The sequence below is a fragment of the Thiomicrorhabdus chilensis DSM 12352 genome (assembly GCF_000483485.1).
Classification (GTDB): domain Bacteria; phylum Pseudomonadota; class Gammaproteobacteria; order Thiomicrospirales; family Thiomicrospiraceae; genus Thiomicrorhabdus; species Thiomicrorhabdus chilensis.
In genome coordinates, this window is sequence record NZ_KI519609.1 from 65,338 (window position 1) to 91,008 (window position 25,671).

Genomic DNA, 25,671 nt, shown 5'->3' on the forward strand with positions numbered 1-25,671 from the left:
AAGCTTTTGCAAACTTGAAAGCCTCTCGGCGAATCCCTTCAGATCTTGATATATTTCCAACCCTTGTTCAGCCGCTCCGCCACGGCATCGATTGCAGGCTTGTCATGCTGAACCTGGGGAATCACCTCAAAGGCCTCGCCTCGATCGAACACTCTCTGCAGGGCACGTTTACAAGCATACAAAGTCAAATTGTCATAACGCTCCAGCAGCGCTTCAAGCTGGGGTCGGTTCGGGTTTTTGACATCAAACATCCTCACCCCTTCGGCATTGGAAATGAAATCCACTTGAAGCTGTGAGCCACCTTGTGCCAATAAACGCTCAATTTCCTGTAGCGCTCTGGCCTGTTTTTTAAAATCTTCGGAATCCAGGTGCACAATGTACTTGTTCTGCTGAGTAACGCCAGGTGCAAAATTTCCCGCCATCTGCATATTTGAATGAGAGTTGAAATTAGCATAGCCGCCCAACATCCCGGCACCCAACACAACCCCCAACAACAGGGAGGCGGCCGCCGTTTTAGGCACCGACCAGACCCGCTTGAGTGGTTTTTGAGAATCAACTCTCTCAGGAACCGGAATCGCCTGATAGGCTTCCTTAACTTGCGATTTCAAGGTACGCAGATGACAGACCTGATCCTGAAGGTCAGGATCCAGCATCATCTCCGCTTCGATTTCCAGACACTCTTCCCTGGAAAGCTGACCGTCCACATAAGCCTGTATTTGATAGGTTTCGATTGGTTTGCCCATTATTTTCTCCGCAATGGCACCACTTTATGCTGTTGCAGCTCATGGCTTTGCAGCAGCTGTTTCAATTTTTCTCGCCCTCTGGAAAGACGGCTCATCACCGTTCCGATTGGAGTGGAGGTGATGTCCGAAATTTCCTGATAACTGAACCCCTGCAAATCCGACAAGCTGATGGCTTGCCTTTGTTCCAGGGAAAGCTTGGCCATGGCCTGATAAAAAGCCTGATTGGTCTGGCTCTTAATCAACTGGGTTTCAGTGCATTCCACCGTGTAATGCAAATCGATTTCACTCTCTTCGGCAAACTCCCAACGGCGTTTATGGCGCATATTGTCTAAAAACAGGTTATGCATGATCTTGGTCAACCAAGCGTCCAAATGCTCCAAACTGTCGAGTTTTTTGCGCTTTTCTATAGCCTTAAGCATGGTTTCCTGAACCAAATCCTGTGCCAAAGCGGGTTGATGGCTCCAAGCATAAGCCAAGCGATACAATCGTTCGTATTTGCTTTCCAATTGGGCATTAAACAGCCTGCGCTCTTTGGATTCGCAAAACAGATCCGCAACTTTGCTTGTTAATTTCATTTTGATATCACTTGTTTAAGTATCCTCACAGACGTTCTTTTAAAAAGCTCTTTACCTGCTTTGGAAAAGCTTCATTGAGTCTGGAACGCCCTCTTTTTTCGATAGTAATGTAATTCACTTTCTATTTGCAACAAAAATAAATTTAAAAAACCACCTGTAAATTTCTAAATATATTAACAACTTATGAAATAAGAAATTCTATGCCTTTGATAAGAAAATCTGGTTGAAGAAAATGGAATAAAAGCCTAAGCCCATACGTTAACCCGATAAGCGCGCTAAAACTTGAATCGTAAAAATGACCATAAACAGGACAGCCATATGAAACAAAAACTCAATCAATCCATTCTGACACTTTTGCTCAGTTTGGTTTTTACCCTTCCGGTTATGGCGGCACAACAGGAAGCCCCGTTACCCGAGACCTTTGCAGAACATAAGGTGGTGCTGCAAATCAGCGACAGCGACCCCTTCAAGCAGACACTGGTTCTTAATGTTGCCGCCAACCTGCAACGTTATTACGGAGCCAGTAATGTCGATATTGAAATCGTGGCCTTTGGCCCGGGGGTTAGACTGATGTTGCAAGACAATGTCAACCAACCCCGTATACAGTCGATGATAGAAGGTGGCATTCGCTTCAGCGCCTGCTCCAATACACTGAAAAATTTTGCTAAAAAACTGGGCGAAGACCCTCTTGTGATGCCGGGCGTGAATCGAGTACCGGCTGGAGCTGGACGCATCCTGCAACTCAACGCAGCCGGATGGCAACTGCTCAAACCATAACGACTTAAAAACCATAATCAAGGGGTGAAATCATGAAAACAATACCAACCACATTAATAAGTCTTTTGCTAATTGGCCTGGGGGTTTTTACATCCGCCTTTGCCGATACCTCGGACCGTTACGGCAACCAAAAAGTGGTTTATCACATTAATTACGACGACGCCAAGAAGCAGTCTTCAACCCTGAGAAACATTCAGAACCACATCAATGCGGTGGGATCTGATAATCTCGACATCAAAGTGGTGATGCACGGCAACGGTTTGTCTCTGTTGATCAAACCCGAAGCCCTGAAAAATGTGCCGAAATTCAAAACGGCCAATGCCACCCAGGAGATGGTTCAAAAAATAGACCAACTTAAAATGCAGGGCGTCGATTTCAATGTCTGTGCCAATACAATCAAAGGCCGCGGAGTTGATGTCGCACGTGATTTATACGATTCCAAACCAGATGATGTGGTTCCGAGCGGTGTCGCCGAACTCGCCTACCTGCAATCACAAGGTTATCTCTATCTCAGACCTTAACGCTTCCTACTCTTAAATAAAATCAATTAAAAAAGGCTCTGAATAAAGAGCAGAGGATACTTATGCTTAACAAAACGTCACAACTCAAAAAAACGGCTTTACTGATTGCTTTGGCAGGCGCTATGACAAGCCAATCCGTTCACGCCGCCAACTGGCTGATGGTTCAAGGAACCGAGAAGGACCATCAAGCTCCACGTGCCAAGGTATGGGGGTTTGTGCAGGCAGAATACCAACAAACCGATGACACCAAGCTCAAAGCGGGCCCCTATGCCGGAAAAGCGGCCGCTTTCAACCAGATGGCCCCGCAATTGGATACCTCCCAAGGATTCAACGTACGTCGTGCTCGTATTGGGGTCAGGGGCAACAACTTCCCTCTGGACAATAAGATCAATTACTTCATATTGGCAGAATTCGGCAATAACGGCATCACCACCGGTGGTGATGCCTCACAAGGACAGTTGACCGATGCCAGCGTCACCCTCAACCACATTCCGGGCGCACGCATTCGAGCAGGCCTGTTCAAAACCCCGGGGGCCGAAGAAGGCTTGCAGGCCATACCGGTTTTCAATTATGTCAATTTCACCAATGTAACCGACCGGTTATTGCTGGAACGCCATTTTGACAACTCGACCAATAACACGGGAAGAAGCCAATCGGTTGGCGCTTTCCGCGATACCGGGGTGCAGGTATTCGATGCCTTCAGAGTCGGCGACTGGGAACACAGTTATGCGGTGATGCTCGGCAACGGCAATGGTCTGGCGATGACGGATAAGGATAAACATCAGGATCTCTATCTGTATGCCTCCACTGAGAAGATTCTGGACAATAGCAAGGGACCGAGACGAGCTGGTCTGAAGTTTTTTGCCTGGATGCAAGACGGCAAACGTACATTGGATGATGTTGGAACAGTGGATCGTAAGCGATCCGGCTTGGGTACCACTTATTGGGATGGAAAATACCGTTTGGCGGCCGAATACATCACTGCAGACGGCATGATTTACGGCGGAACAAAAGGCGCGGGCACTCCCGATGACGGAGCTACTTTCAGTGTTCTCACTGATGAAAAAGCCAGTGGTTACTACCTCGATTTGGGCTATCGCGTGCTGCCCAAACTAGAACTGAACGTGCGTTATGACATGCTCGATAGTGGAACCGAAGAAGATGCCAACCATCGTGAATTTCAAACCACAACACTGGGGGCGCAATACTTTTTCAATAAAAAAACATCGGTACGCTTGAACTATGAAATGCGTTCCATTGATGCGCCAGACCTTCCAGCCGCCTCACCGGTTCACGACATTCTGGACAGCATCGACGACCGCCTATCGGCTCAGGTCAGTCTGGTTTTCTAGAAAAACAGATAAAGGGCGAAACACCCGTTTTATAACCTGTTTGTACCACTCTTTTTGTTGTGAGTGAACGGTTGGGATTTCACATTCAACCACCTTGCCCGGCCAGTTGGTCCGGGCTTTTTTATAGGTGATGGTTTTAGGAAAGATACCTAAGCCGCAATGCCGCTATGGCGCAACAACGCATCGATTTTTGGTTCACGTCCCCTGAAGGATTTAAACAGCACCATCGGATCGATTGAACCGCCTGCCGCCAAAATCGTGTTCTTGAAGCGTACCCCGGTCTCTGAATTTAGAATGCCAGTCTCTTCGAACAGACTGAAGGCATCGGCCGACAAGACTTCCGCCCACTTGTAACTGAAATACCCTGCGGCATAGCCCCCAGCGAAAATATGGCTGAAACTGTGCAGCATGCGCGAATACTCTGGAGGTTGCACCACCGCCACTTCCTCACGGATACGTTGGGCAAGATCCAGAATATCCTCGGCTTCCTGAGGATCGTAGAAACTATGAAGCTCAAAATCCATCAAGGCAAATTCGATCTGGCGCACCATCATCATAGCCGACTGGAAACCGCGACTGGCTTTCAAGGAATCGAACAAAGCCTCTGGTAACACCTCCCCTGTTTCGATATGGCTGGAAATCAAATCCAGGCCTTCACGCTCCCAGCAGAAGTTCTCCATAAACTGCGACGGCAATTCCACCGCATCCCAAGGCACGCCACTGATTCCTGAAATGTCCAGGTGTTCCATCTGCGTCATCAGGTGATGAATACCATGTCCGAATTCGTGGAACAGCGTCGTGACCTCATCATGTGTCAGACAGGCCGGTTTGTCGCCAACCGGAGGAGTGAAGTTGCACACCAGATAAGCCACCGGCTTTTGCAGGTCGCCGCCACTGTGTTTCCAACGGCTCACAGCCGAGTCCATCCAGGCACCGCCACGCTTGTTTTCACGGGCATACAGATCCAAATAAAACTGTCCGACTACTTCATCGGCCGCATCCACCAGTTCAAAAAAGCGCACGGCCTTATGCCATACCGGCACGCCTTGTTTTTCACGAATGCGTACCCCAAACAAGGTTTCGGTGATATTGAACAGGCCTGTCAAAACCGTATTCACAGGGAAATAGGGACGCAAAGTCTCTTGGGAAAGAGACAAGGTCGCGCTTTTGAGTTTTTCGGAAACAAAAGAAACATCCCACGGCTCGAAATCTTCGATGCCCAATTCAGTTTTAGCAAAGGCCTTTAAGGTCTGTAGCTCTTTCTCGGCCTGGGGTTTGGAACGCGTCGCCAGATCGCGCAAAAAGCCCAACACCTGATCACGATTCTCGGCCATCTTGGTCGCCAACGAATAATCGGCATACTGTTCAAAACCAAGCAGGCCTGCTAGTTGGTGGCGCAACAGGCGTATTTTCTCGATAATTTTTGAATTGTCATACTCAACATTCACCGCCTGATCGGATGCCCGTGTACCAAACGCGCGATAAACCTCGGCGCGCAAATCGCGATTTTCGGCATGAGTCATGATGGCGATATAAGACGGGAAATCCAGCGTCACCAACCACCCTTGCTGATCTTTTTGCTCGGCAAGCTGTTGCAATAATCCCATGGCATTTTCCGGCAGGCCTGCCAATTCTTCAGGGTCTTTTATCAATTTGCTCCAAGCCTGGGTCGACTTCAAGACATTGTTTCCAAACTGGCTGCTCAACTGCGACAGTTGCTGCTTGATCTGCTGATACTCTTGTTGCTTCACCTCCGGTAAATCAATACCCGACAAGCGGAAATTTCGAAGGGCGTTTTCAATCACTTTTTTCTGCGCCAAAGAGTAATCGGAAAATTCAACACTTTCAGCCAGTGCGGTAAACTTGTCGAACAAACCCTTATTTTGCCCCATTTCACTGTGATAGGCGGTGACCTTCTCCAAACAGGCCGTATAGGCGGCGTGCCACTCATCACTGTTTTTCACGGAATCCAAATGTCCTATCGGCCCCCATACGCGTTCAAACCGATTGTCCAGAGACTCCAAAGGCTCAATAAAGTTGTCCCAGCTCGGCTTCTCAGACGACTGAACCAGTCGTTCAATCTGAACCCGATTTTCGGCTAATAATTGATCGATTGCCAGCTCTACATGTTCCACGTGAAACAGGTCAAATTTCGGCAAATCGGTAATATTAAGAAGAGGGTTAGGATATTCGGTATTTGTCATGAATTCGTTCTTTTGTGGCTTGAAAAGGCTTGCATTATAACTGATGGCGACTCGAGCTTACCAATCTGCAGGGATTTAAGTTGGGTTTTAATGTGCCTGCAAAACGGTATAATGCCAAAAATCCACCATAACAGGCCTGCTTAAAATGAAACCTTGGCTGCAAACACTGGTCACTGAATCCATCTCCAGAATCATCGAAATGGCATGGGAAGATCGCACCCCTTTCGAGGCGATTGAAATCAATTATGGCTTAAATGAAAGTCAGGTCATCACACTGATGAGACGTGAACTGAAAAGCGGTTCTTTTAAGGTGTGGCGTCAAAGGGTCAGCGGCAGAAAAACCAAACACCTGGCCCTGCGCTCAAACGCAGTCGGGCGTGGCTATTGTCCAACCCAGTACAAACACCGGGCTCGCAGCTGATTATCAAAATCAAACATAGGTGAAAGCTAAAATGAAAACCCATCAAACAGAATTGAATTTTAGCAGCCCGCATCGCGGCACTTATAATATCACCGACGCTATCCAGAAAGCATTGCTCGAGGCCGATATTCAAACCGGACTATGTCATATTTTCATCCAACATACTTCGGCTTCGTTGATTATCACCGAAAATGCAGACCCGAGCGTACGTGAAGACATCGAATACTGGATGGGGAAAACCGTTAAAGACGGTGATCCCCATTATCGACACAATTATGAAGGCGATGACGATATGAGCGCCCACATTCGCTGTATGATTACCGACACCAGCCAAACCATACCGATTACTGCTGGAAGACTCAACCTGGGAACCTGGCAGGGAATATTTTTATACGAACACAGAACAGGACGATTCGATAGAAAATTGGTTGTCACCTTTCAAGGAAGCTGAAAACCGTTTGACTAAACATTACTTTATTTCATAACCCAAGTTGCGCATGCATTCATCGTAAGGAATCAAACGTTCACCTTCAGGCCGCGATTCACTCTGTCCCGTCGCCAAACCCTGACAATAGGCTTTATCCTGAATGAACTGTTTATCACTTTGACCGGTTTTATTCACAAAATGGTGGGACGTGCACCCAGCCAAAACTCCAATCAAAACCGAACCCGTTAAAATCCATTTCATACCCTATTGCTCCAAAAGTGCTGATTAAACATTAAACATCAAAATTCAGCATAACACATCCCAAACCGAGTCTTATAAAGCAAACAAATTATAAAAATCCTTAAATAAAGCCTATTCACGGCCTGATTTTTGATTTTGTAAGCCTTTGCATTACCCTGTCTTAGAAATCGTCACCAAGAGGGCTTTACAAGGGCTTTTTTATAGCCGTTCTACAAAAAAATTTCAGTCGCGACTCAACTGACCACTTTGCCTGGCGCATTGTCATCCGATGTCTGTACCGTTGCGAGATGCAGTCTTGCGATACGTTTTGACAAAGTGTGCAACTGCTTCAAACCATCAACAAGTTGCATTTCATAACGGAAAATTCGCAGGCGTTCTTCATTGGGTTGAAATCGTTTTATTTGATGAGCCAGCGCTTCCTGAATCAGATGGTCAATGGTCGGCTTAATTGCAATCACCGCCAAAGCAGCCTCGGAATCACGTTTGTAAATACTCTGCATGGCATTCTCCATCGCCTTACCCACTTCCGAAGTAAGCTGACCCACCAGATTAAGCATGGTTTCACTTGGCTTGATGTTCTCCTGAACCATCTCATGCATCATATTCATCATGTTTGACTGTAAGGCCTCCAACATAGACTCCAGAATATTGAGCACATTCATAAGTTTCATGTACTCCTTTTGTTCATCAGCAGACATGGCAGATTGCCCCACACGACCCAGATAACTCAGGATTTGGCTTTGATAGGAACGTAACCGCCGAATGGTCAAGTCTTCACGAGACAGCTTGTCTATACTGGGGGAGGCAATCATGCCGATCACACGTTTATAAAAAAGACCTTGTTGACGCTGATAATGCTCTAATTCAAGATTGACGGCATTTAACGCCAAGGAAGGCGTCATGATAATGGCCTCGTCGAGAAATTCGGGTTTGAATTCCCCTAATGTCTTTTCCTCAGGAATCACCGGAACCAATTTATTGACAACCCATAGAAACACCGGAATCAACGGCAGGAAGATCAACAGGCTGATAAGATTGAACAGGGTATTGGCATTGGCAATCTCCCTTGGTGTATTCTCCGCCAACAGCATCATGGTCTCGTTATCCAAATAGTCGTGAGCGGAAATCATCACCGCCATATTGGCCAATTCGGGTATAAACGGCAACCAGATCAACACCCCCATGATATTGAACTGCACATGTATCAAAGCGGTACGCAACGCCTCACGGGACTTACCAAGCGTGGCCAACATCGCGGTAAAGGTGGTGCCGATATTGGCTCCCATCGCCAATGCAATGCCTGCCGGCAGGGTTAAAAACCCATTGCTGGCCATCACGATGACAATTGCAATGGTAGCCGAGGAGGATTGCACCAAGGCCGTGAACACCATTCCCACCAAAATCCCATAAAACGGGTTTTGCATTTCGCGCATCAGAGCCAAAAAAGGTTCGTAACTTCGCAAAGGCGCCATGCCATCGCCCATCAAGTTCATGCCAAAAAACAACAAACCCAAACCCATGATGAATTCACCAATTGCCACTTTTTTTCTTAATTGTGCTAAAAATTGGATCACAAACCCCACTGCCACCATTAAAAGTGCAAAATGGGTGATCTTAAACGCCACAATTTGAGCAGTAACCGTTGTCCCTAAATTTGCTCCCATAACCACACCGGCAGCCTGTGCAGCCGTCATCAGGCCGGCAGAAACGAAGCCGACCGTCAATACACTAGTCACGGATGAAGATTGGATAACGGCGGTGATTCCGGCACCGGTAAGCGCCCCCATAAATCGATTGACGGTGAGTTTGGCCAGCATATTTTTCATCTGCTCGCCCGCCAGAACCAACAATCCCTTTATCATCTTTTCCAGACCGTACAAAAAAATCGCCAAGCCCCCGAACAGGCTCATCAACATGCTAAACCAATCCAATTTTGACTCGGCCATACCCGTTTCAGCGAAAACACTCCATGGAGTCATTAAAATCACTAAAGAGAAAGCGAACAAAGACAACAGAACCGCATTTCGGGATTGGAAAAACATTAAAAAAGGGAATTTGGACATAACAAATCAACCAAAAATGAATGATGAGTTTCATCATACTCGCAATTAAACAAATGTCATACGCCGGACGCTATTGATTCCATTTAGCATTCAATAAAATTGATGTAAGCAATTAATAAATAGATAAATTTTTGATATAGAGATCCATCAAATAACTTTATTATGCTATTGGTTTTTTATATTATCATTAACTAATATATTCGTATAAATTACACTTGCTTATTTTTACTTATCGGAGAAAAAAATGAAAAAGCAGCTTATTGGCACATTAGTGGCCGTCACTTTTGCATTCACTTCATTCAACACTTGGGCATCACCTGAACCGAGTGATCCAAAAAAACGCACTCCGCAAGGGTTGTATGTGGATGCTAAAGAAACCTATGAGATGATGCAGAAAGACCCAGAAGTCATTTTGGTTGACGTCCGTACCCCGGCTGAGTGGCAGTTTGTCGGTTATACCGATATGGCTCAGATCATGATTCCATCGGTTTTCTTCAAATACGACGGTTTGGATGAGAAAAAACCGCGTTACCGTTCTGTTTTAAACGATCGATTCATTACTGAATTTGAAGAGAAACTATTTGATTTGGGAGCCGATAAAGAAACCAAATTTGTTTTGATGTGTCGTTCGGGTGCCACACGCGCTCAACCGGCAGCCAAAATGCTTGACCAGTATGGCTATAAAAACGTCTACATCATGACCGACGGTTTTGAGGGTGGAAAACTTAAAGAGGGCGAGCACAAAGGTTACCGTCTTAAAAATGGTTGGAAATACAACGGTTACCCTTGGACTTACAAAATCAACAAAGAGAAAGCGTATTTAGAAAAATAATCGATTTTCTTTAGATAAAAAAACCGCCGAAGCTCAGCAACGGCGGTTTTTTTTGTTTCACGTGAAACTTATTATGACTTGCCGTCCTTCAGGATTGGTCTTTCCAAAGAGAATAGCGATTCGGTTGAGCAATAGTCATTGCCTCCCATCTTACCAATCACATCCAATGCAGCTGAATCGATACGATTGTTTACAAAAACCGAATCCGAGACCTGAACGGCGATGACATCCAGAAGAATTAGAGTTCCGCCCACTGGTTGGTCTGAAACCTCAATAACCTCCCTTAAACGGCATTCATAGCGTACTTTTGAAGATTTAACCCCTTTGGCAGTGACCAAAAGGCTTTCGACTGATTCCACACCGACAGCCTCAAACTCGCTGATATCCGCCGAATAATCGGCACAACTGGCATTCATATTTTCTGCATGATCGGCGCTGACGATATTGACCACACACTCCCCAGTTTGTTGGATATTGGCCAAAGTATCTTTCGTACGGCCATCCCCCGGAGTGACATGGGTGATGCTCAAGACTGGTGGCTGACAACTGGCTACAGTGAAAAAAGAGTAAGGCGCCAAATTGTCGATTCCCTGTGCATCATAGGTGCTTACCCACGCGATTGGTCGCGGGAGCACCCCTCCAACCAATAGTTGATATAAACTTCCAGCATCTAACTCTTCAGTTTTGAACACCATTGCACGGTCCTTCTTTAGGAGGATCAGGTCTTTAAACCTTTCAATAAAGACAACAGCATCGCTGTCACCGAATCTTTTGCCGTCGCCACGCCTACGACTTTTCTCTCTTTGTGCTGCAAATAAACATAGGCGATCGCCTGGGCATTTTTTCCCTCCGAAACATGGTCAACCAAATGCAAGGCGTGCTCGGCATAGTCGATAACGTCCACAGGATGGCCGTTACGTTTCTGCCAAGCGTCACACAGAGCGCTGATGGTGCCGTTTCCGATTCCCTGCCACTGTTCACCCTCTATCTCAATGCTTAAACGCTCCTTGCCATCCACACGATCCAACTGGTAATGATCCAATCGAATAGGAGAGTTCGCCAATCCATAGTGATTCTCAAAAGCATGATATAGCTCCTTGTGACTGACCACTCCGCCCTGCTTTTCCGCCAAGGCTTGAGCCACTGGGGCAAAATCCAACTGAACCCATTTCGGAAGATTCAAACCATACTCCTGCGCCAAAACAAACGCCGATCCCGCTTTACCGGACTGGCTGTTAACACGAATGATCGCCTCATAATCGCGTCCCACATCCTTGGGATCGATTGGCAAGTAAGCCACATTCCAAGGCGCATCGGCCTGCTGTTTCAACAGACATTTACGGATTGCATCCTGGTGGCTTCCGGAATAGGCGGTATACACTACTTCGCCCACCCACGGGTGGCGTGGATGGGTTTTAATCTGCGTGACCTCTTCCACAACTGGTATCCACTCATTGGGCTGTGAAAATTCCAATTGTGGATCGATGCCTTCACTGAAAAGATTCATCGCCAAAGTAACAATGTCCATATTGCCGGTACGTTCACCATTGCCCAGCAAGGTGCCTTCAATACGATCCGCACCGGCCAATAAAGCCAGTTCGGCCGCCGCCACCGCACATCCCCTATCGTTGTGCGTATGAATCGAAATAATCGCCGATTCGCGGTTTTGTAGGTGGCTAATAAAATACTCGACTTGATCCGCAAAGCGGTTGGGTGATGTGCTCTCAACCGTAGCAGGCAGATTCAAAATACAGCGGTTTTCCGGCGTGGGTTGCCAAACCTCCATCACCGCTTGGCACACCTCCACCGCATAATCGGTTTCGGTTTGGGAAAAGCTTTCCGGAGAGTACTGGAATACAAACTTAGATTGCGGGCTATGTTGCTCGGCTTTGCAAGCATACTCCTGAACCCATTTGGCACCCTGCACCGCCATGGCCTTAATTTCGTCTTTGGATTTCTCAAAAACATTGTCACGTTGTACAATCGAAGTGGTGTTATATACATGCACCACCGCTTGCTTGACACCCTTAAGCGCCTCATAGGTGCGTTCAATCAAATGTTCTCGAGCCTGCACCAATACCTGGATACTCACATCGCCGGGAATCAAATCCTCTTCAATCAAACGGCGGGTAAAATCAAACTCCACCTGACTGGCCGAAGGAAAGCCCACCTCAATGGTTTTGAACCCCATCTTGACCAGTTGATCCCATAAAGCCAATTTTTGTTCAACCGTCATCGGATTGGCCAATGCCTGATTTCCGTCCCGCAGATCGACACTTGCCCACATTGGCGCTTTGCTCAGAAAATTGTTTGGCCATTGACGATTGGGCAACTCAGGGGTAGGCGTGCGGCGGTATTTTAGGGCGTTCATAATGATTTCTCTTGATTGCGTCATTGCATTGGATTAATTAAAGATTATTGTAAACGTGATACCCCCGAATTTTATTGCAACCTATTCTATTTATTACACACAAACAACAACTTTATGCTTAAATAATACAAAACATAACAATAATATTTTTATATAAAAGACTATGACAACAAATCATTCATCCCAACTAGATTCCTACGACAAAGCCATATTGAACGCCTTGCAAAACAACGGAAGGCTCAGCAACCAGGAGATGGCGGACCAGATCGGTCTCTCTCCTTCAGCCTGCTTGCGGCGTTTCAAGGCTTTGGAAGAGTCTGGAGTGATTATCGGGTATCGTGCCCTGCTCGATGCCAAAAAACTGGGATTGGACCTGATGGCCTTGATCCACATCTCCATGGACAAACACACCAAAGAGCGATTTCAGGAATTTGAATCCAAAGTTCAATCCCTGCCTAACGTGTTGGAGTGTTTGTTATTGACCGGGCAAACCGCTGATTATCAGCTCAAGGTTGTGGTCAAGGACTTGGAAGCCTATCAAGACCTATTATTGAACCACGTTACCCAAATTGAAGGCGTAAGCGGCGTTCACACCAGCTTTGTATTGCGCAAAGTGGTAGACAAAACCGCGATTCCAATCTGATTTTGGAAATCGGCAGGCCTGGTCATGAGACAGCGCCAACATTGCCAATGAGTGCAAATAAGAGTATAAAAAATAAACATCTTTTAATTTACTCAAACAGGCACATCAAGAGGGATTCAGCATGGTGAAGTCTAAAAATTGCGCCAAAGCAGTCATCATCCAAAATGACAAGGTGTTGCTGATAAAAAAACAATACGAAAATGGTGTGGTCGTTTACACACTACCCGGAGGCACTCAAGAGGCGGGTGAAAGTTTGCAAAATACCGTCAAGCGCGAGGCCCTGGAAGAGGTGGCCGCCACAGTAGAAGTAAAAGGCTTGTTAAGTCTCTATGAACATACCCGCCCTTCAAAAACACAACCAAATGAACTAAAACATAAAATCGAATTTGCCTTTTTGTGTGAAATTATGGGCGACTATTCCCCTCAAAACGGCTTTCATCCCGACCCTCATCAGCATTCAGTGGAATGGATCGCCTTAAATGCACTTGAACAACTGACGCTTGATCCGCCTGTTTTGTCTGGCATATTGCAAAGCCGCACCCTGCCAGACAGACCGGTCTATTTAGGTTTATTCGAATAACCAAGTCTTGTATGAGCCGAGACAGGCCTGTTCATTTTCAAAAATTAGAACGAATTCCGAAAATTTCATCTAGTTGCAATGCCGCAAGATTAGTCTGAAGTCATTCTTTTGAATATAGAGACGAATCCATGCCGTTAATAGAAATCACTCTGCCAAACAGTCAGTTTTCGAACGAAGAGGAACAAGAGTTGGCAAACAAGGCAACCGATATATTACTGGAACTGGAAGGCATGCAAGACAACCCAGGAGCCAGAAAACTTACTTGGGTCTACTTGAAACACGCTAATCAAAACGATTTTTTTATGGGGGGAAGCCCCACCACAAAAGCGCACTACCGATTTGATGTCACGGTTTTTGCCGACACCTTGCAGGATCATCATAAAGAGACCCTGACCCACCGATTCACCACGCTGATATTAGATCTGGAAAGCACCGCTTTCAACACTCTGAATGCGGCCAGAATCTGGGTAATGTTTCACGAGGTTGAAGATGGCAACTGGGGCGGAGCGGGTCAAATTTACCGTCGCAATGACCTTCTAAAGATGCTACAAAGCTAAACAAAAAAGCCGAACCCTATTTGGATTCGGCCTGACTGACGCCTTCTAACACAGCTAAAAGGCAAACTCATTACAACTTAAACATCCGTTTAGGATTCTTGGTAGGATTCATCGATCTCCACCAGATCGGTAAACGCATGCCAGCTGGCAAAGCCCAACAGTGGCATCACAACCACCATGGCGACTCCAAGGGTCAGCAAGCCCACAGTTACCAAAGCGGCGATGGTAAAAGCCCAAACCGCCATGACCAGTTTATTTTCCATGACCACTTTCCAACTGATGACCATACTGGAAATAAAGCCGATTTTATCGTCTTTGAGCAACAATGGAATGGTCACCACACTGATTGCAAAGGCAAAGGCCGCCACAATGGCTCCAATAACCATGAAAGCTACCAGAAACTGCAAACCAGCATCAGAGCTCAAAAAGCCCATCAACCCAAGGTCAGGGTTCACGATCAACAGGGATTGAGACTTGACGATCCCCGCAATCAGCGGAGTAATCCGTGACCAGATCGCAATAATCACCCCCAACGTCACCGCAAACAATGCAAATTCGGTGGCGTTGTGCCGCCAAGCATACAAGGATTTAATCAGATTAGGAGACTCGCCTTTTTCCAATTGATTGGCGATAAAATATAGACCCGTCGCCAAAAACGGTGCGATCATCACAAACGATGTCGCCACGGTAAACATCAGGATCGGCGTTTCTTTAAAAAACAGATAGACCGTCATCACAAATAAGGTCATGAGCAAACCATAAAACAGCGAGGCCAAAGGTGCATGGGCCATATCCAGCCAACCGCGTTTGAGCCAGCTTCCTATATCGCTGATTTTGGCCTCACTGGAGATGAGATGTTCACCTTTTTCGGTGTAATGATGATGTGTGTGAAGTGGATCTTGAATTGCATGTGCCATACCTTCCTCCCTGTCAAAAGACAAAGTTTAAAGTCGGTGAATGATTGGAAACATCAAATTCATCGGCTAGATAAAAAAATATTCATCAAAGCGAAATCTAAGGGTACTTTTGTAGATAATTTGTACAACCTTGATTCACATTATAATAACCTAGCCGTTTACTAGGAAATAAATTTTATCTATAAAAAGTTTTATATTCATAGAGTTAATATATATTAACGATATCTTATTTAATTAAATACGCTAAATTTCAATGCAACTGAACTTAAAAGCATTCACAAAAGTAACCCCGTTCTCATCGGCTGTACCGGTAGCTTCATGGATGTGACCGAAGACATGTAACTTTAACTGTCTTAACTGCTGAATGCGTACAGCCAGATGTTCACAACCTGCATGAAATCCTGAACGGGTCTGATCCAACATACCGGATGGCGGGGTATGTGTGAGCAAAACCTGTGTATCCGAAGGAATTTTTGACCAGGCCTGCTCTAACTCAAAACCGCTTCTCGGTAAATTAAAGGCCATGTCACAAAATTCGGGCTGCCAGGGAGAACCGTAAAACTTGATGCCGTCCAACACCACGGAATCATCCATAAGATAATGGATGCCCTCCAAATCAAAAGGCAGCTTCTTGTTTTCACCCGCCTGGGAAAACTGCCAGTTTTGATAAAATTCAATATCATGATTGCCGGCAATCAACACCTTATGCCGAATCGGCAAACTGCGGAACCAATCCAAAAAATCTTCAGTGTGCCAAACATTGCCAAGGTGGCTGAAATCGCCACTATGCACGACCACGTCGGCTTCTGGTAACGGTTCAAGTTTACGGTGATAACCGTGGGTGTCACTCAAACAAAGAATTTTCATAAACACCTTCTTTTATTCGACCTTAACCGGTGTGACAAATCCTTTGGGTTTAATCGCCAGCACGGAGCAGTTTACCTGCTGCAGAATTTCCTCTGCGGTGTTGCCTATAAACCAGCCTGCCACGCCGACTCGCGCTACGGTTCCCATCACCAGAAGATCGCATGGGTTGTCTTCCAACCAGTTCAGAATCGCCTTTTGCGGCACACCTTTTGGCAAGAAGGTCTGCATTTTGGGATCATTATGGCGAAAAGACTCCACTTCCAAATCCATGGCTTTTTGGTGCAATTCACGCTCTTTTTCATTAAATTTCAACATATCCAGTTCCGTCCAGTCGGTATTCCAGTGATACACCAATTCCTCCGCTTCAGACTGCCAAGCATGAATCACCTTAAGCCCCGGAACGGGATGGAGCCGTTTTGCCCAATTCAGTATGCGCCCGTTCAAACGATGTGAATCCAGTTCTATTTTGGATGTATCATCATTGCCGTCAATCAGATTATTCACATCCACATCAATGCTGGCCACCACATTTTGATAAGGCAAAATGGCGTTTCCTTTATGCAGCAGTATGGCACAAGGACACTTACGCAGCAGATGTAGGTCCTGACTACCAAACAAGGAGTGATGCGTGCTTTCGGCATCATCGGCCAACTTAACCACCAGATCGGCATCCAAATCCAATACCTGCTCAATCACCTTAAAAAAGAGTTTGCCGAATTGCACGTCAAACGACATCTTCACCTTGACCTGCTCGGCCTGCAGCAACCAAGGCTGAAACAAAGCAACCTGTTTTTCTTGTTGCTGCTGCTGCAATGTCATTGGCGTGCTATTCTGAAGCCAGGAAGCCAAACCGGGGGATACAGCTGGCAGAATCCGAATCACCTTCAAAAATGCCTGATGCTTGGCGGCCAATTCCAGTGCCCAGGAAAACAACGCCTGTTCCTCTTGCAAGGGTTTTTCAGACACAAAAATGATTGTCTTTATAGTGCCCATAACCTACTCCATTTTGGACAATTTTAAAATACGCGTCACCGCCTCAAGCGCCGCATCCTGATAAGGAATCAACGTGATGTCCGCGCCCTGTTTCAACAAATCATCGCTGTCCGACTGATGGTGTGCGGCCATCGCGCTCTTGCCTCGATAACCCGCTTCCTCCAAGGATTTAAGCAATGCCAGATTAATTGGACGTTCGCGCAAAGTGCTGACCACCCATTGCGCTTCAGACAGAGGCAGACTGAGAATGAACTCGGGATCTTCAGCATCACCGTAACGGGTAGGCACACCATGTTGTGCGGTGGTTTGCAGCAGTTCGGGATTAAAATCCACCGCTAGCACGTTTAACCCTTTGGTTTGCAGGCTTTGTGCGATCTGCATACCCAAACGGCCCAAACCGAACAGAATCACATCGGTAGATTGCGCCACAGGCTGTTGATCCAACTCCACTTCCCTAAAAGGTGTAACACGTTCGAAAACCCCCAAAAAAGGGGCCAGTTTTTCATACAGTTTTTGTGAGTAGAGAATCATATAGGTCGAAGCGGAAATGGTAATCAGGCCCACCAAGGTAATCAAACCGACCGTGGCCTGATCAATATGCCCCAAAGTGAAACCTAATGCGGCCAATATCAACGAGAACTCACTGATTTGCGCCACCGTCAAACCGGCTAAAAACCCAGTACGTTTGCGATATCCTATGTAGCCCATAATCACCATCACGATCAGAGGATTACCGATCAGTACAAACACAGACAGGATCATTGCCGGGACAATCTGCAAGCCCAGGGTGCTCATATCCAAATTAGCGCCAAGATTGATGAAAAAAAACAACAGCAAAAAATCACGCAAACTCACTAAACGGGCGCCGATCAATTCGCGATAATGAGTGGAAGCCAAGGAGATACCGGCCAGAAACGCCCCCACTTCCTGACTGAAACCAAGCGTATACCCGGCAGAGGCTCCCAGGACAGCCCATGCAATAGCAAACAGAATCAACAATTCAGGCGAACGTGCCAAACGGCTCAATAAAGGTGGAATCAAGTAACGCATCAGCAACGCCACCACAACCAGCATCAAAAGTCCTTTAATCAGCACCATCAAAACTTCGTAAGTGAGATTGCCACTTTGAGAGGATTGGCCCAAGGCGGTCAAAGCAATCATTGCCAAAACCACGACGATGTCCTGAACAATCAAAAAACCGATGGCGATACGACCATGCAAAGCATCCAGTTCACGTTTATCAGACAACAGTTTGACGATAATAATCGTACTGGAAAAAGTCAGTGCGACGGCGACATACAAAGCGCCAATGGGACTCAAACCCAATGCGAGTGCAATGAAAAACCCCACTACGGAAGTAAACACGACCTGTCCCAACCCGGTTAAGAGCGCGACCATGCCTAAAGTTCGGATAATGTGCAGATCCAACTTCAGACCCACCACAAACAGCAGTATGGCAATGCCCAAATGGGCGAGCAGTTCAAGTTTTTCACTGCTCTCAATCAAACCCAAAGCCGAGGGACCTACCAAAATTCCCACCGCAATAAAAGCCACTATCAGGGGTTGGCGCAACTGTACGGCCAATAACCCCATCACCGCAGAGATACCCAATAATACGCTGAACTCTAAAAAGGCACTTTCAAACATGTCACCTCTATTACGCCCTAATTTCGACGTTTGAAAACCTGGTTTCCATCATCTTATCAAAAGCCAACAGAGCGAATCGTAAAATTAGAAAACACTAAAATAGCCATTTAACTAGGCTTCATCGTTTTATACAGCATTCTAAAATTTTGACTAAACGCGGGTTTATGGTAGTCTTTTCAGGTTATAAAATACCCTTATAGTAGGCATAGAGAGCGATGAATTTTCTGGATTTCAATCTTCCTTTGGTTGTGCTGTTGCCATTTGTTGGCGCGATTTTCGCCGCCATGGCTTCCAAACTTAACCGTCTAGCGGCAGCATACACCAGTGCGGGTGTCACCATTTTAACCTTGGCGCTGCTTGCTCCGGCCATGTCACTGCCGTTTTCCAGCCAAACTCTGGTACAGAGTTGGTCATGGATTGATTCGATTGGTTTGCAGTTCGCATTCCGACTGGACGGTTTATCTCTGTTATTTGCTCTACTGATTCTGGTAATCGGCCTGCTGGTGATTGTTTATGCCCGTTATTACCTGGCCACTAAAGATTGCATGGGACGCTTTTTCGCCTATCTGTTGATGTTCATGGGGTCAATGCTGGGCATCGTACTGTCGGAAAACCTGTTGCAACTGGTGGTTTTCTGGGAACTGACTTCGATTACCTCTTTCCTGCTGATCAGCTATTGGCAACACCGTGAAGACGCTCGTCAAGGGGCGCGTATGGCTTTGGCGATTACCGGAGCCGGGGGATTGGCTTTATTGGGGGGAGTACTGCTGTTAGGCCATATTGTAGGCAGTTACCAACTTAGCGATGTATTGGCTGCAGGCGATTTAGTACGCGAACACCCTTTGTACCTAACCACCCTGGTACTCATTCTATTGGGTGTATTTACCAAATCGGCACAATTTCCATTCCATTTCTGGCTGCCGCACGCCATGGCCGCCCCTACTCCGGTTTCGGCTTATCTGCACTCGGCAACCATGGTCAAGGCGGGCATCTTCCTTCTGGCGCGTTTTTTCCCGGTTTTGTCCGGCACTCCGGAATGGATGTGGCTGGTCGGCGGGGCTGGTTTGATCACCCTGCTGATTGGTGCCTATACCGCTTTATTCAAACACGACCTCAAAGGGCTCTTGGCCTATTCCACCATCAGTCACTTGGGACTGATTACCCTACTCTTCGGTTTCAGCACCCAACTGGCGGCCGTCGCCGCGATTTTCCACATCATCAACCACGCCACCTTTAAAGCCTCTTTGTTTATGGTCGCCGGCATCATAGACCATGAAACCGGTAGCCGGGACATGCGCAAACTCAATGGCCTGTTGAAATACATGCCGCATACCGCCGCACTCGCCATTATCGCTTCTGCGGCCATGGCTGGCGTGCCCTTGCTCAACGGTTTCCTGAGTAAAGAGATGTTCTTTGACCAGGCGGTTACTGCCTCGCATGCCAACAGTATGGCCTGGTTGATTCCGGCTCTGGTTACTGTTGCCGGAATTTTTTCAGTCGCCTACTCAATCCGTTTCATCCACGATGTATTCTTTAATGGCGAACCGGTGGATTTGCCCAAAACACCGCATGAACCGCCACGGTTCATGAAAGTACCGGTGGACCTTCTGGTCATTGCCTGTCTGGCGGTCGGTATCTTGCCGATCTATACGGTTGCTCCATTGTTGGATGTGGCTGTGGTGGGCACCTTGCAAAATGAAGCCCCACAATACAGTTTAGCCATCTGGCATGGCATCACCATGCCATTGATCATGAGTATGATTGCGCTTGGTGTAGGTGCATTAGTGTATTTCAAACGCGATGTTTTGTTCCGATTCCACGAACGTTATGTGGAATCGATTGATGCCCGCCGTTATTTTGAAATCGGACTCAATAAAATCATTCAATTAAGCATCTCCGTCAGCCGTGGCTTCGACAAAGGGTCCCTGCAACATGCTTCCATGTGGGTGATTTTGACCTCAATAATCGCCGGTATCATCGGATTCATAAGCGTTTCATCACCGCTATTAGGGGATCGTGACTTTATCCCTCTTGATGGCATCACCCTAGTGACCGCCGCCATCTTGGTATTGGCGAGCCTGATGACAACCATCTGGCACCGCCAACGCCTGCTGAGTTTGGTGGTGATTGGGGTGATCGGACTGATTATCTCATTGGGATTCGTCAAATTTTCCGCGCCCGATCTGGCATTAACCCAACTTTCGGTTGAAGTCGTCACCATTGTTCTGTTGCTTTTGGCACTGTATTTCCTACCGCAAGTGACGCCAAAGGAAACCGATCGCACCCGCCTGTGGCGGGATGCTATCTTGGCAGTGGTCTCCGGCGTAGGCGTGACCTTGCTGACTTTAATGGTGTTAAGCCGGGATTTCGCTCCGATTTCCGATTACTTCCTGGCCAACAGCGTGCCCGGCGGTGGCGGAACCAATGTGGTCAATGTCATATTGGTGGATTTCCGTGGTTTTGATACCTTGGGAGAGATTGTGGTATTGGCTTTAGCTGGTTTAGGGGTGTTTGCCATGTTGCAAGGCATGACATTGCCGGCCCCCAATCAAGATGCCGACGGACGGATTTGGAATTCAGACAAACATCCCGCCATTATGCAAACCTTGACACGTCTACTTTTGCCATTGATGTTGTTGGTGGCGGTCTATATCTTCCTGCGCGGTCATAATCTTCCGGGTGGTGGTTTTATCGCCGGTCTGATCGCTTCGGTAGCCCTGATTGTGCAATATCTCGCCAATGGGATTGAATGGACTCAGAAACGCCTCAAAATCGACATGCATTGGGCCATCGGTTTTGGTTTATTGATTGCGGTTTCAACAGGCCTGGTCGCAATGGGATTGGGTTATCCTTTCCTAACCTCAGCTTTCAGCCATGTCCATTGGCCGGTGGTGGGCGAATTTGAAATTGCCAGTGCCATCGCTTTCGATCTCGGGGTGTTTTTAGTCGTTGTTGGCGCCACCGTCATGAGTCTGGTGCAACTAGGCAAACTCAGTACAGCCTCACACCATGATTCACCCTTGTCCAAACAGCTTGAGGAAACAAACTAATGGAACTCATCATTGCCTTGATAATCGGTGTCTTGACCACCAGTGGTGTATTTCTGACCCTGCGCGGCCATACCTTTCCGGTGGTGCTCGGTTTGACCCTGCTGGCTTATGCCGTCAACGTCTTTTTATTTGCAATGGGGCGTTTGACCATCGGTTTGCCTGCGGTCATCGATCCGACACAAGCCGAATATGCTGACCCTTTGCCACAAGCATTGGTGTTAACCGCAATTGTTATCGCTTTTGGGATGACGGCCTTTTTGATTGTACTGGCCCTCAAGTCACGTTCGGAACTCGGCAACGATCATGTGGATGGCCAATCCTGTCCTGAAGGTGAAATTCCCGTAGAAACAGACGTTCAGAAACAGATTCAAAGGAACGAACAACTATGATGTCACTGACATTTTTACCGGTTTTAGCACCCTTATTAGCCGGCATAATCATTCTTCTGGCACGTCTTGGCGGCCTCAACCTGCAACGTTTGCTCAGTATGCTCAGCGTTTTACTGCTGACATTTATTTCGCTGGAACTGATGCAGCAAGCGGTGCAAGGCCAAACCCAGGTCTATACCCTTGGCAATTGGGTTGCGCCTTTTGGGATTGTTTTGGTGCTCGATCAACTCTCGGCCTTAATGGTGCTGATTACCTCAATTCTGGCACTTGGAGCCCTTTGGTACGCCGTCACCAGTAAGATCGATGCCAAAGGTTCGCATTTTCACGTTTTGTTCCAAATCCAATTGTTTGGCCTCAACGGCGCTTTTATGACCGGTGACGTCTTCAACCTGTTTGTCTTTTTTGAAGTGCTGTTGCTGGCCTCTTACGGCTTGTTGTTGCATGGCGGCGGCGCGGCGCGCACCAAAGGCGGATTGCAGTATGTGGTCATCAATCTGATCGGTTCGACGTTATTCCTGTTTGCCGTCGGAACCCTTTATGGAATCTTAGGAACCCTGAATATCGCCGATATGGCGGTAAAAGTTTCACAAGCACAACCAGAAGATTTAGGTGTAATCGCCGCCGCCGGTTTACTTTTATTGGTGGTGTTCGGTCTTAAGGCCGCCATGTTTCCACTGTATTTATGGCTGCCGCAAGCCTATGCGAATACGTCCGCTCCTGTGGCCGCTCTGTTTGCAATCATGACCAAAGTGGGGCTATATGCAATCATCCGGGTTCATGGCACGGTATTTGGCGACAGTGCCGGGGAATTGGCGCATTATTATGCACCTTGGGTATTGGGACTGGGTCTTATCACCTTGCTATTGGCAGCACTTGGAGTCATGGCGGCACGTGGACTTCGTGAACAAGTGACTTATTTGGTTCTGGCTTCGGTCGCAACCTTGCTGATTGGATTGGGGCTGAATTCAGCAGAAGCGCTTGCGGCGAGTCTCTATTATCTGATCCATTCTACTTTGATTGCCGGCGGTTTCTTTTTACTGGCGGATATCATTGCCCGTGGCCGAGACCAAATCGGCGACCGATTCATCAGCGCCAATGCTATGCCTCAAGCGGTACTGATTGGTGGAACCTTCATTTTCGGAGCCATCGCCATGAGCGGTATGCCTCCTTTATCAGGCTTTTTCGGTAAGGTATTGATCTTATCATCGGCATTGGATCATGAGTGGTTTATGACCATACTGGGCATTGTATTGGTGTCGGGGTTACTGATGATTGTTGCCGTGGCGCGATCAGGTTCTTTGATGTTCTACCATACCCAGCCGGATGCCCCACAGGGAGAGAGTCTCAATAGCCTTGCCTACGGTGCAGTAGTGATGTTATTTGCAACCGGCATAATTTTAGTGATATTCGCCCACTCCATCACTTTATTGACAGAATCCACCGCTCAACAGTTATGGCAATCCAGTGATTACATCCAAGCGGTATTGAATACCCGCGCCGTAGGAGGAAATTAAAGATGGTGACTGATCGCGTTCCTTTATGGAAAAAATTGTTGCCGCATCCCTTTCTTACCCTTGCATTATGGGTGATCTGGTTGCTTCTCAACAACACTATGGCAGCCGGCCATATGGTTCTCGGTTTTATTCTGGCCGTCATCATTCCTTTGCTCACATCTGGCTTCTGGCCGGAAAAGGTCTGTTTGAAAAAACCTTGGGTATTGATGCGTTTCATCCTCATCGTTTTATGGGATATTCTGGTGGCCAACATCATTGTTGCCAAACTGATTTTAGGGCCTAAGGATAAATTGCAACCGGCGTTCATCACCGTAGAGTTGGATATTCGTCATCCGCTTGGAATCGGCATTCTCGCCAACACCATTTCCCTGACTCCGGGTACCGTCTCCTGCGACCTATCTGAAGATCATCGTTATTTGTATGTACACGGCTTGCATGTGGAAAACATGGATGAAACCATTAACGAAATAAAACAACGCTATGAGCAGCCCTTAATGGAGGTATTTCAATCATGTTAGAGAACGTATTGGAACTCAGTTTTGTATTGGTGGCCTTAGCAATGCTTCTGAGCCTCTATCGTCTGATCAAAGGTCCGGACATCCCTGACCGTATATTGGCACTGGATACACTGTATATAAATTCCATCGCACTGCTTATTCTGTTTGGACTTTATCAAGGCAGCCCACTTTATTTCGAGGCGGCATTGCTAATTGCGGTTATGGGCTTTGTCGGCACGGTCGCACTGAGCAAGTATCTGCTTCGCGGCGACATCATGGAATAATCTCTTATGACGTTTTTACACCCTACAGGAAACGATTATGTTTGAATGGATTTTGGCCGGTTTGATATTGATTGGCGCCCTTTTTACTTTGGTGGGTTCGATTGGCCTGTATAAATTACCGGATTTTTTTATGCGACTGCATGGTCCAACCAAAGCCACTACGCTTGGAGTTGGTGCCATACTCTTGGCTTCAGCCCTCTATTTCAGCTTTAAAACTGAATCGGCCAGTCTGCATGAGATTCTAATCAGTTTATTCTTGTTTATTACCGCGCCGGTCAGTGCGCATTTAATGGCCAAGGCCGCCATGCACATTAAACTCAAACAGGTAAAACGCACCCAAAACCCTCAATAAATCTGCTTTTCATCAGCTTTATGATCGATTGATTTTAGACAGGCCTGTCCAAAATGAACCCAATAAAAACCCGGTCTTAACCGGGTTTTTATTAAAATCTGTTCTTATTCAAAATTGAAGTCATCCAGTTTGGGTTGCGGTGGATTACCGTCGTAAATCAGATTGGTTCGATACTGCAAATAACTTTCACGCATGAAAATGTAAGGATCGGGTTGAGATTTTAATTCTTCAATCAAAGGCGCCGCTTTGGCATAGCTGATAAAGCCTTTGGTAATGACAAAAGAATTGCGATTGAAGTCTTCATGGATTAAATCGTAAGCCGGATCGTAACTGCTGTCGCCGATATCGCCAAACAAACTGCGTGTGGTATAAGGCCCTAAAATTGGCAGCATCACAAACGATGCCTCATCCCATAAACCCCAAACATACAGGGTTTGCCCCAAATCTTCTTTTTTGAGCTCCAAACCGGCCGGTGTGGCAATGTCCAATAATCCTAACAAACCCAAGGTGCTGTTTAGGCTAAAACGCATAAAACCTTCCAATCCCTGTTGAACTTTACCCTGCAGAAAACTGTTGACGATATTTAACGGCATGCCCAAATTGCTGAAGAAATTGCTTAAACCGGTTTGTGCCGGTGTAGGAACATAATTTAAATAAACATCCGCTGCCGGTTTTCCTATGGAGTCATGAAATGCCATGTTGAAAGCAAACATTTGGCGATTATAGGATTCAAAAGGATCTTTCGAATTCATGGTTTTAAAATCGGATTCAATGCTTTTATCGTGTTTGAAAACCAGATCCTCTTCCCAATTGGCGAAGGAGGGTGTCATCGAT

27 protein-coding genes are annotated in these 25,671 nt (G+C 46.8%); 15 read left to right on the forward strand and 12 right to left on the reverse strand.

Annotated elements, in window-relative coordinates; translation table 11 throughout:
• Positions 1 to 38: 38 nt before the first annotated feature.
• Complete coding sequence (locus B076_RS12855; RefSeq protein WP_051347072.1) at positions 39 to 743, reverse strand: hypothetical protein; 705 nt, start codon at positions 741 to 743, stop codon at positions 39 to 41.
• On the reverse strand, positions 743 to 1,318 hold the full coding sequence (locus tag B076_RS0100280; RefSeq protein WP_051347073.1) for an RNA polymerase sigma factor: 576 nt from the start codon (positions 1,316 to 1,318) through the stop codon (positions 743 to 745). Before B076_RS0100280 ends, B076_RS12855 begins: the two co-directional genes overlap by 1 nt.
• Positions 1,319 to 1,636: 318 nt before the next feature.
• On the opposite strand from B076_RS0100280, the gene B076_RS0100285 reads away from it, so the two are divergent.
• The 3 genes from B076_RS0100285 to B076_RS0100295 all read left to right on the forward strand — a co-directional run bounded on the left by B076_RS0100285 (position 1,637) and on the right by B076_RS0100295 (position 3,968).
• Positions 1,637 to 2,095, forward strand: coding sequence for a DsrE family protein (locus B076_RS0100285; protein ID WP_028485545.1), 459 nt, complete (start codon positions 1,637 to 1,639; stop codon positions 2,093 to 2,095).
• Between the two features lie 32 nt (positions 2,096 to 2,127).
• Positions 2,128 to 2,616, forward strand: coding sequence for a DsrE family protein (locus tag B076_RS0100290; protein WP_038150249.1), 489 nt, complete (start codon positions 2,128 to 2,130; stop codon positions 2,614 to 2,616).
• A 62-nt stretch (positions 2,617 to 2,678) separates the two neighbouring features.
• Positions 2,679 to 3,968, forward strand: coding sequence for a porin family protein (locus B076_RS0100295; protein WP_028485547.1), 1,290 nt, complete (start codon positions 2,679 to 2,681; stop codon positions 3,966 to 3,968).
• Positions 3,969 to 4,117: 149 nt separating this feature from the next.
• Here B076_RS0100295 and B076_RS0100300 read toward each other — a convergent pair whose 3' ends face one another.
• Positions 4,118 to 6,172, reverse strand: a complete 2,055-nt coding sequence (locus tag B076_RS0100300; protein ID WP_028485548.1) for a M3 family metallopeptidase — start codon at positions 6,170 to 6,172, stop codon at positions 4,118 to 4,120.
• Positions 6,173 to 6,317: 145 nt separating this feature from the next.
• On the opposite strand from B076_RS0100300, the gene B076_RS0100305 reads away from it, so the two are divergent.
• Together B076_RS0100305 and B076_RS0100310 are read left to right on the forward strand one after the other, a co-directional pair.
• On the forward strand, positions 6,318 to 6,593 hold the full coding sequence (locus B076_RS0100305; protein WP_038150251.1) for a TIGR03643 family protein: 276 nt from the start codon (positions 6,318 to 6,320) through the stop codon (positions 6,591 to 6,593).
• Between the two features lie 31 nt (positions 6,594 to 6,624).
• Positions 6,625 to 7,044 carry a secondary thiamine-phosphate synthase enzyme YjbQ gene (locus B076_RS0100310; RefSeq protein WP_028485550.1) on the forward strand — a complete coding sequence of 140 codons (420 nt, stop codon included), beginning with the start codon at positions 6,625 to 6,627 and terminating at the stop codon, positions 7,042 to 7,044.
• Positions 7,045 to 7,062: 18 nt separating this feature from the next.
• Here the strand turns inward: B076_RS0100310 and B076_RS0100315 are convergent, their stop codons facing one another.
• Positions 7,063 to 7,281 (reverse strand): hypothetical protein, encoded by a 219-nt coding sequence (locus B076_RS0100315; protein WP_028485551.1) that lies wholly within the window; start codon positions 7,279 to 7,281, stop codon positions 7,063 to 7,065.
• Between the two features lie 233 nt (positions 7,282 to 7,514).
• Positions 7,515 to 9,344 carry a Na/Pi cotransporter family protein gene (locus tag B076_RS0100320; protein ID WP_245566287.1) on the reverse strand — a complete coding sequence of 610 codons (1,830 nt, stop codon included), beginning with the start codon at positions 9,342 to 9,344 and terminating at the stop codon, positions 7,515 to 7,517.
• Between the two features lie 244 nt (positions 9,345 to 9,588).
• On the opposite strand from B076_RS0100320, the gene B076_RS0100325 reads away from it, so the two are divergent.
• Positions 9,589 to 10,176 (forward strand): rhodanese-like domain-containing protein, encoded by a 588-nt coding sequence (locus tag B076_RS0100325; RefSeq protein ID WP_028485553.1) that lies wholly within the window; start codon positions 9,589 to 9,591, stop codon positions 10,174 to 10,176.
• A 71-nt stretch (positions 10,177 to 10,247) separates the two neighbouring features.
• Here the strand turns inward: B076_RS0100325 and B076_RS0100330 are convergent, their stop codons facing one another.
• Together B076_RS0100330 and B076_RS0100335 are read right to left on the reverse strand one after the other, a co-directional pair.
• A complete protein-coding gene (locus B076_RS0100330; RefSeq protein WP_028485554.1) occupies positions 10,248 to 10,871 on the reverse strand; it encodes a flavin reductase family protein in 624 nt (207 codons plus the stop codon).
• A 23-nt stretch (positions 10,872 to 10,894) separates the two neighbouring features.
• Complete coding sequence (locus B076_RS0100335; RefSeq protein WP_028485555.1) at positions 10,895 to 12,547, reverse strand: 2-isopropylmalate synthase; 1,653 nt, start codon at positions 12,545 to 12,547, stop codon at positions 10,895 to 10,897.
• A gap of 163 nt (positions 12,548 to 12,710) precedes the next feature.
• Between B076_RS0100335 and B076_RS0100340 the strand changes: the two genes are divergently transcribed.
• From B076_RS0100340 to B076_RS0100350, 3 genes are all read left to right on the forward strand, one after another.
• On the forward strand, positions 12,711 to 13,190 hold the full coding sequence (locus tag B076_RS0100340) for an Lrp/AsnC family transcriptional regulator (protein ID WP_028485556.1): 480 nt from the start codon (positions 12,711 to 12,713) through the stop codon (positions 13,188 to 13,190).
• Positions 13,191 to 13,311: 121 nt separating this feature from the next.
• Positions 13,312 to 13,770, forward strand: coding sequence for an NUDIX domain-containing protein (locus tag B076_RS0100345; protein ID WP_028485557.1), 459 nt, complete (start codon positions 13,312 to 13,314; stop codon positions 13,768 to 13,770).
• Between the two features lie 128 nt (positions 13,771 to 13,898).
• Positions 13,899 to 14,327, forward strand: a complete 429-nt coding sequence (locus tag B076_RS0100350; RefSeq protein WP_028485558.1) for a tautomerase family protein — start codon at positions 13,899 to 13,901, stop codon at positions 14,325 to 14,327.
• Between the two features lie 89 nt (positions 14,328 to 14,416).
• On the opposite strand, the gene B076_RS0100355 is transcribed toward B076_RS0100350, so the two are convergent.
• The 4 genes from B076_RS0100355 to B076_RS11620 form a co-directional block, all read right to left on the reverse strand.
• Positions 14,417 to 15,244 (reverse strand): DUF2189 domain-containing protein, encoded by an 828-nt coding sequence (locus B076_RS0100355; RefSeq protein WP_028485559.1) that lies wholly within the window; start codon positions 15,242 to 15,244, stop codon positions 14,417 to 14,419.
• 243 nt (positions 15,245 to 15,487) lie between these two features.
• Positions 15,488 to 16,111: a metallophosphatase domain-containing protein gene (locus tag B076_RS11615; protein ID WP_038150254.1), complete on the reverse strand. Its 624-nt coding sequence runs from the start codon at positions 16,109 to 16,111 to the stop codon at positions 15,488 to 15,490.
• A gap of 12 nt (positions 16,112 to 16,123) precedes the next feature.
• A complete protein-coding gene (locus B076_RS0100365) occupies positions 16,124 to 17,077 on the reverse strand; it encodes a universal stress protein (protein WP_169721400.1) in 954 nt (317 codons plus the stop codon).
• Positions 17,078 to 17,107: 30 nt separating this feature from the next.
• Positions 17,108 to 18,751 (reverse strand): cation:proton antiporter, encoded by a 1,644-nt coding sequence (locus B076_RS11620; RefSeq protein WP_038150255.1) that lies wholly within the window; start codon positions 18,749 to 18,751, stop codon positions 17,108 to 17,110.
• 215 nt (positions 18,752 to 18,966) lie between these two features.
• On the opposite strand from B076_RS11620, the gene B076_RS0100375 reads away from it, so the two are divergent.
• The 6 genes from B076_RS0100375 to B076_RS0100400 are packed head-to-tail and all read left to right on the forward strand — an operon-like array spanning position 18,967 to position 24,837.
• Complete coding sequence (locus tag B076_RS0100375) at positions 18,967 to 21,801, forward strand: monovalent cation/H+ antiporter subunit A (RefSeq protein WP_028485561.1); 2,835 nt, start codon at positions 18,967 to 18,969, stop codon at positions 21,799 to 21,801.
• A complete protein-coding gene (locus B076_RS0100380) occupies positions 21,801 to 22,190 on the forward strand; it encodes a Na+/H+ antiporter subunit C (RefSeq protein ID WP_028485562.1) in 390 nt (129 codons plus the stop codon). The genes B076_RS0100375 and B076_RS0100380 overlap by 1 nt, the downstream gene beginning before the upstream one ends.
• Positions 22,187 to 23,704 (forward strand): monovalent cation/H+ antiporter subunit D, encoded by a 1,518-nt coding sequence (locus tag B076_RS0100385; protein ID WP_028485563.1) that lies wholly within the window; start codon positions 22,187 to 22,189, stop codon positions 23,702 to 23,704. Before B076_RS0100380 ends, B076_RS0100385 begins: the two co-directional genes overlap by 4 nt.
• Positions 23,705 to 23,706: 2 nt before the next feature.
• Positions 23,707 to 24,222 carry a Na+/H+ antiporter subunit E gene (locus B076_RS0100390; RefSeq protein ID WP_038150258.1) on the forward strand — a complete coding sequence of 172 codons (516 nt, stop codon included), beginning with the start codon at positions 23,707 to 23,709 and terminating at the stop codon, positions 24,220 to 24,222.
• On the forward strand, positions 24,216 to 24,485 hold the full coding sequence (locus tag B076_RS0100395; protein WP_028485565.1) for a K+/H+ antiporter subunit F: 270 nt from the start codon (positions 24,216 to 24,218) through the stop codon (positions 24,483 to 24,485). Before B076_RS0100390 ends, B076_RS0100395 begins: the two co-directional genes overlap by 7 nt.
• 37 nt (positions 24,486 to 24,522) lie before the next feature.
• Positions 24,523 to 24,837, forward strand: coding sequence for a Na+/H+ antiporter subunit G (locus B076_RS0100400; protein ID WP_028485566.1), 315 nt, complete (start codon positions 24,523 to 24,525; stop codon positions 24,835 to 24,837).
• 104 nt (positions 24,838 to 24,941) lie between these two features.
• Here B076_RS0100400 and B076_RS11625 read toward each other — a convergent pair whose 3' ends face one another.
• Positions 24,942 to 25,667 carry an MlaA family lipoprotein gene (locus tag B076_RS11625; protein ID WP_084205775.1) on the reverse strand — a complete coding sequence of 242 codons (726 nt, stop codon included), beginning with the start codon at positions 25,665 to 25,667 and terminating at the stop codon, positions 24,942 to 24,944.
• Between the last annotated feature and the right edge of the window lie 4 nt (positions 25,668 to 25,671).

What these genes read in the sequence shown, in the direction of transcription:
- B076_RS12855 (WP_051347072.1), bottom strand. Translation starts at nt 743, where the DNA reads ATGGGCAAACCAATCGAAACCTATCAAATACAGGCTTATGTGGACGGT.
- B076_RS0100280 (WP_051347073.1), bottom strand. Translation starts at nt 1,318, where the DNA reads ATGAAATTAACAAGCAAAGTTGCGGATCTGTTTTGCGAATCCAAAGAG.
- B076_RS0100285 (WP_028485545.1), top strand. Translation starts at nt 1,637, where the DNA reads ATGAAACAAAAACTCAATCAATCCATTCTGACACTTTTGCTCAGTTTG.
- B076_RS0100290 (WP_038150249.1), top strand. Translation starts at nt 2,128, where the DNA reads ATGAAAACAATACCAACCACATTAATAAGTCTTTTGCTAATTGGCCTG.
- B076_RS0100295 (WP_028485547.1), top strand. Translation starts at nt 2,679, where the DNA reads ATGCTTAACAAAACGTCACAACTCAAAAAAACGGCTTTACTGATTGCT.
- B076_RS0100300 (WP_028485548.1), bottom strand. Translation starts at nt 6,172, where the DNA reads ATGACAAATACCGAATATCCTAACCCTCTTCTTAATATTACCGATTTG.
- B076_RS0100305 (WP_038150251.1), top strand. Translation starts at nt 6,318, where the DNA reads ATGAAACCTTGGCTGCAAACACTGGTCACTGAATCCATCTCCAGAATC.
- B076_RS0100310 (WP_028485550.1), top strand. Translation starts at nt 6,625, where the DNA reads ATGAAAACCCATCAAACAGAATTGAATTTTAGCAGCCCGCATCGCGGC.
- B076_RS0100315 (WP_028485551.1), bottom strand. Translation starts at nt 7,281, where the DNA reads ATGAAATGGATTTTAACGGGTTCGGTTTTGATTGGAGTTTTGGCTGGG.
- B076_RS0100320 (WP_245566287.1), bottom strand. Translation starts at nt 9,344, where the DNA reads ATGTCCAAATTCCCTTTTTTAATGTTTTTCCAATCCCGAAATGCGGTT.
- B076_RS0100325 (WP_028485553.1), top strand. Translation starts at nt 9,589, where the DNA reads ATGAAAAAGCAGCTTATTGGCACATTAGTGGCCGTCACTTTTGCATTC.
- B076_RS0100330 (WP_028485554.1), bottom strand. Translation starts at nt 10,871, where the DNA reads ATGGTGTTCAAAACTGAAGAGTTAGATGCTGGAAGTTTATATCAACTA.
- B076_RS0100335 (WP_028485555.1), bottom strand. Translation starts at nt 12,547, where the DNA reads ATGAACGCCCTAAAATACCGCCGCACGCCTACCCCTGAGTTGCCCAAT.
- B076_RS0100340 (WP_028485556.1), top strand. Translation starts at nt 12,711, where the DNA reads ATGACAACAAATCATTCATCCCAACTAGATTCCTACGACAAAGCCATA.
- B076_RS0100345 (WP_028485557.1), top strand. Translation starts at nt 13,312, where the DNA reads ATGGTGAAGTCTAAAAATTGCGCCAAAGCAGTCATCATCCAAAATGAC.
- B076_RS0100350 (WP_028485558.1), top strand. Translation starts at nt 13,899, where the DNA reads ATGCCGTTAATAGAAATCACTCTGCCAAACAGTCAGTTTTCGAACGAA.
- B076_RS0100355 (WP_028485559.1), bottom strand. Translation starts at nt 15,244, where the DNA reads ATGGCACATGCAATTCAAGATCCACTTCACACACATCATCATTACACC.
- B076_RS11615 (WP_038150254.1), bottom strand. Translation starts at nt 16,111, where the DNA reads ATGAAAATTCTTTGTTTGAGTGACACCCACGGTTATCACCGTAAACTT.
- B076_RS11620 (WP_038150255.1), bottom strand. Translation starts at nt 18,751, where the DNA reads ATGTTTGAAAGTGCCTTTTTAGAGTTCAGCGTATTATTGGGTATCTCT.
- B076_RS0100375 (WP_028485561.1), top strand. Translation starts at nt 18,967, where the DNA reads ATGAATTTTCTGGATTTCAATCTTCCTTTGGTTGTGCTGTTGCCATTT.
- B076_RS0100380 (WP_028485562.1), top strand. Translation starts at nt 21,801, where the DNA reads ATGGAACTCATCATTGCCTTGATAATCGGTGTCTTGACCACCAGTGGT.
- B076_RS0100385 (WP_028485563.1), top strand. Translation starts at nt 22,187, where the DNA reads ATGATGTCACTGACATTTTTACCGGTTTTAGCACCCTTATTAGCCGGC.
- B076_RS0100390 (WP_038150258.1), top strand. Translation starts at nt 23,707, where the DNA reads ATGGTGACTGATCGCGTTCCTTTATGGAAAAAATTGTTGCCGCATCCC.
- B076_RS0100395 (WP_028485565.1), top strand. Translation starts at nt 24,216, where the DNA reads ATGTTAGAGAACGTATTGGAACTCAGTTTTGTATTGGTGGCCTTAGCA.
- B076_RS0100400 (WP_028485566.1), top strand. Translation starts at nt 24,523, where the DNA reads ATGTTTGAATGGATTTTGGCCGGTTTGATATTGATTGGCGCCCTTTTT.
- B076_RS11625 (WP_084205775.1), bottom strand. Translation starts at nt 25,667, where the DNA reads ATGACACCCTCCTTCGCCAATTGGGAAGAGGATCTGGTTTTCAAACAC.